The sequence below is a fragment of the Mesorhizobium sp. M1E.F.Ca.ET.041.01.1.1 genome (genome assembly GCF_003997355.1).
GTDB lineage: Bacteria > Pseudomonadota > Alphaproteobacteria > Rhizobiales > Rhizobiaceae > Mesorhizobium.
In genome coordinates this window covers 1-4,751 of record NZ_RZSL01000485.1, presented here as the reverse complement: position 1 = coordinate 4,751, position 4,751 = coordinate 1, and the positions used below count along the sequence as shown (strand labels likewise).

4 protein-coding genes and 1 pseudogene are annotated in these 4,751 nt (G+C 62.8%); all 5 read right to left on the bottom strand.

Annotated features, from left to right (window positions below):
• On the bottom strand, positions 1-1,260 hold a 1,260-nt coding region (proS, locus tag EOA38_RS28415; RefSeq protein WP_127300787.1), incomplete at its 3' end, for a proline--tRNA ligase.
• A gap of 586 nt (positions 1,261-1,846) precedes the next feature.
• Positions 1,847-2,122, bottom strand: a complete 276-nt coding sequence (locus tag EOA38_RS28410; RefSeq protein WP_126093217.1) for a DUF1467 family protein — start codon at positions 2,120-2,122, stop codon at positions 1,847-1,849.
• Positions 2,119-2,523: a methylmalonyl-CoA epimerase gene (mce, locus tag EOA38_RS28405; protein WP_126093216.1), complete on the bottom strand. Its 405-nt coding sequence runs from the start codon at positions 2,521-2,523 to the stop codon at positions 2,119-2,121. The genes EOA38_RS28410 and mce overlap by 4 nt, the downstream gene beginning before the upstream one ends.
• Positions 2,524-2,654: 131 nt before the next feature.
• Positions 2,655-4,325, bottom strand: coding sequence for a ribonuclease J (locus tag EOA38_RS28400; RefSeq protein WP_126093215.1), 1,671 nt, complete (start codon positions 4,323-4,325; stop codon positions 2,655-2,657).
• 36 nt (positions 4,326-4,361) lie between these two features.
• Positions 4,362-4,751, bottom strand: a pseudogene (locus EOA38_RS28395) (biotin--[acetyl-CoA-carboxylase] ligase); the annotation flags it as partial.

Here is a 4,751-nt window from a genome sequence, read left to right as displayed (position 1 = left end):
GTTCTTGATCTCGACCTCGCCGGCGGCCACGCCGCGCGGACCGACGATCACCTGCCATGGCAGGCCGATCAGGTCGGCGGTGGCGAACTTGCCGCCGGGCCGCTGGTCGGTGTCGTCATAGAGAACGTCCTTGCCGGCCGCGGAGAGCGCCGCGTAGAGCTCGTCGCAGACGCGGTCGCATTCGACGTCGCCCGCCTTCATGTTGATCAGGCCGATATCGAACGGCGCCACCGCTTCCGGCCAGATGATGCCGTTCTCGTCATGGCTCGCCTCGATGATCGCCGCGACCAGCCGCGACGGGCCGATGCCGTAGGAGCCGCCCGAAGCGAAATGGTCCTTGCCGTCGGGCCCTGTCACCTTGGCGCCCATCGGCTTGGAATACTTCTCGCCGAAATGGAAGATATGGCCGACCTCGATGCCGCGCGCGGAGAGCCTGTCGCCCTCGGAAACGTTCGCCCACGCCGCTTCGTCATGCATCTCGTCGGTGGCCGCGTAAGGTGTCGTCCACGTCTTCACGATGCCGCCGATCTCGGCGTCGTTAGAGAAGTTCGTGTCCGCGCCAGGCACGTCGAGCGACAGATAGGCACGGTCGCAGAACACCTGGCTCTCGCCGGTTTCGGCCAGGATGATGAACTCGTGGCTGAGGTCGCCGCCGATGGGGCCGGTATCGGCGCGCATCGGAATGGCCTGCAGCCCCATGCGCGTGAACGTCCTGAGATAGGAGACGAACATGCGGTTGTAGGCGGCCTTGGCGCCTTCAAAATCCAGGTCGAACGAGTAAGCGTCCTTCATCAGGAACTCGCGCGAGCGCATGACGCCGAAGCGGGGACGCACTTCGTCGCGGAACTTCCACTGGATATGGTAGAGGTTGAGCGGCAGGTCCTTGTAGGACTTGACGTAGGCGCGGAAGATTTCCGTGACCATTTCCTCATTGGTCGGACCGTAGAGCATATCGCGGTCCTGGCGATCCTTGATGCGCAGCATCTCCTTGCCGTAGTCGTTGTAGCGCCCGCTCTCGCGCCACAGATCCGCCGACTGGATGGTCGGCATCAGGATTTCCAGCGCGCCTGCCCGGTTCTGCTCTTCGCGGATGATCTGGCAGACCTTGTCCAGCACCCGTTTGCCGAGCGGCAGCCAGGAAAAGCTGCCCTGCCCCTGCTGGCGGATCATGCCGGCGCGCAGCATCAGCCGGTGCGAGACGATCTCGGCTTCGCGAGGATTTTCTTTGAGAATGGGCAGGAAGTAGCGCGACAAACGCATGGAGTGGTCCGTAAGTGAGGATAGCGGCGCCGGAATCGGCGCAACCGAGGCTGTTTGCTCGGGCTTCATAGCCATTTCATGACGGAATGGAAACCCGAGCGCTCCAAAGTGTCGGGGTGTTCTGAACCTGATCAAAAAACGGCTGTTTGGCCGCCAAAGTGGCGCTTATGGCTTTTTGATCGATTCACAAGCAAGCCCTGCCCCACTATTGTGCAGTGCAGCACGATATTGCCCGTTTGGAGGCAAAATTCTTCGTGACATTTTCACCTGCGTTGGTCTAGTGTGCGCCGATAACCGAGAGGGCGGAGAAAAATCTGCCCTCCTACGCGGTCAAAGTCTTGGGAGGATGCGATCTAGGCGCGGTAACTCGCTGCCGCCGGACACCGGAAACGGATCGGACGCGTTTAAATTGCAAGGCCTCGTGCCTTGCATTTTTTTTGTGCAATCATCTGCTTAGCACGACAAATTACTAAACAGCATTACGTCGCGTCAGCCCATTGAAATCGGAAGCCGGCTTCCGATTTCAACCAAAACGGGCGCCTTCTGCTCAATACTTGCGGAAACTGAGCAGGGACTTTAGCGGCCGTTACTTATGACTAAAGTCCGGTATGATATGCGGGATATCGTCCAAGCTTAGGCCGCCCCCCCTCGTCAGGCCGTAGAAGATGCCGATCACGATCGCGGTGACGATCGTCGTGCGAATCGCCGCACGCAGCATATGCGGTCCTTTCGGAGCGCTCGAAACCGTGCCGAGCGTCACATCCTGGTCCTCGTCCTGCGTGCGCACGCTGAACGGCAGCACGGCGAACAGCACCAGCCACCAGGTGACGAAGAACAGCGCTACGAAAGAAACCCAGTTCATGCCTGCTCCAGTTCGACGAGCGTGCCGAAGAAGTCCTTGGGATGCAGGAACAGCACCGGCTTGCCATGCGCGCCGGTCTTCGGGTTGCCGTCGCCGAGCACGCGCGCGCCGCTCGCCTTGAGATGATCGCGCGCGGCCAGGATGTCGTCCACCTCGTAACAGACGTGATGCATGCCGCCCGACGGATTCTTCTCGAGGAATGCGGCGATCGGCGAAGCCTCGCCCAGCGGTTCCAGCAATTCGATCTTGGTGTTGCCGACATCGACGAACACCACCGTCACGCCGTGTTCTGGCAGTGCCTGCGGTTCGCTGAGCCGCGCGCCCAGTGTATCGCGATAGGCCGCGATCGCCGCAGCCAGATCCGGCACGGCAAGTGCGACATGGTTCAGGCGTCCGAGCATAAAACGCTCCGGTTTTAGGGGAGTAAGGGAGTAGGGCAGTAAGGGAGTAGGGAAAACAGTAAGCCGAAGAAATGCAAACTATTCATTCTTCCCTACTCCCCTACTGCCTTACTCCCCTATTCCCTTATTCGTCACCGCGTGACGAATACAGTCACCAGCGGCTTCTTGCCCCAGGCTTCGTTGGCGGCGCCGCGCACGGCACGGCGCACCGCCTCCTGCACAAGGTCGAGGTCTTTTCGGCGCTGGCGGGGGATCGAGTCCACCGCGCCGATTGCCGCATCGAGCATCAGGTCTTCCAGCGTTTCGCCGTTGGCGTCCGCCTCGGCGACGCCGATCGCCACCAGATCGGGATCGCCGGCGAGCTCGTATTTGTCGTCGAGCACGACATTGACCGCGACATGGCCGGCGAAGGACAGCTTGCGCCGGTCGCGTATGCCCATGGCCTGGTCGGTGCCGATCAGATAACCGTCCTTGTAGAGGCGGCCGAACGGCACCTGGTCGATGATCGTGGCGGGGCCGGGCCAGAGCCTCAGCATGTCGCCGTCGCGCACCTGCGCCACCTGGCCGATGCCCGACATCGACATCAGCGAACCCTGCGCCACCAGATGCGCCGCCTCGCCATGCACCGGCACCCCGATCTGCGGCCGCACCCATTCATACATCTTGCGCAGCTCGCTGCGGCGCGGATGGCCCGAGACATGCACCAGCGCGTCGCCGTCCTCGATGATCTTCATGCCGAGGTCGATCAGCCGGTTCTTGATCTCCAGGATCGCCTTCTCGTTGCCGGGAATGGTGCGGGAGGAAAACACCACCGTGTCGCCGGCGGTCAGCGCCACCGACTTCATCTCGTCGCGCGAGAGTTTCGCGAGTGCGGCCAGCGGCTCGCCCTGGCTGCCGGTGCAGATGATCACCAGGTTCTCGCGCGGGATGAAGCCGTAATCCTCCTCGCCAATGAATTCCGGCAGGCCGTCCATGTAGCCGAGCTCGCTCGCGACATCGATGACGCGCTTCAGCGAGCGGCCGAGCACCAGGCATTGCCGGCCGGCATCGCGCGCCGCCCTGGCGATCGAGACGATGCGCCCGACATTGGAGGAAAATGTGGTCACCGCGACGCGGCCCTTGGCCTTCTCGATGACGCCCTTGAGGCCTTCGCCGACCGCCACTTCCGACGGCGAGTCGCCTTCCCTCAGCGCATTGGTGGAATCGCAGATCAGCGCCAGCACGCCCTTGTCGCCATAGGCGCGAAAACGCGCCTCGTCGGTCTTCGGCCCGATCGTCGGCGCCGGATCAATCTTCCAGTCGCCAGTGTGGATGACCGTGCCTGCCGGCGTGGTGATCGCCAGCGACATCGGCTCGGGGATGGAGTGCGCCACCGGGATGGCTTCGATCTCGAACGGCCCGATGGTGAACTTCTCGCCGGCCCGGTAGACGGAGGCCGGAATCTTCGGCGCATTCTGCTCGCCCTGCCGCTTGGCCTCCAGTAGCCCTGCGGTGAACGGCGTCATCCAGACCGGGACTTTGAGCTTCGGCCAGATGTCGAGCAGCGCGCCGTAGTGGTCCTCATGCGCATGCGTGATGACGATGCCGCGCAAGCCGTCGAGGTTCTCCTCGATGAAGCGCGTGTCGGGCAGGATGAGGTCGACGCCCGGATGCGCGGTATCGGGAAAGGTGACGCCGACATCGACGACGATCCACTCGCGCGCGTCCGCCGGTCCGTAGCCATAAAGGGCGAAGTTCATGCCGATCTCGCCGACGCCGCCGAGCGGCGCGAACACGAGTTCGGCGTTTTCTCTATTCGCCATGAATTCTTTCCTTCCTGGCCGCTCAGGCCAAGTCAATCAACCTCGCGCCGAGGCGACCGCGCCGAAATGCACGTCGCCGGCCGCGATCGTCAGAACCGATCCGTCATCGTCGCGGATCACGAAACGGCAGTCCTCGTCAATGGTCTCGAAGACGCCACGAACCACATTGCCGTCAATTCTGACAGCAACCTCGCCGCCGAGCCCGGCCGCGCGCGCCAGCCAGCGCTTCCTGATCGCGGCAAGCCCGCGTCCGTCGTCCCACAGTCTGGCGTTCTCGCTCCAGGCATCCGAAAGCGCCAGGAACAGCCTCTCGGCATCGCAATTGGCGCCCAACGCCTGCAGCGATGTCGCCGGATAGGGCAAATCCTCGGGGTAAGCCACGACATTGACGCCGTTGCCGTCGGCATCGGCGTCAATGTCGTGGCT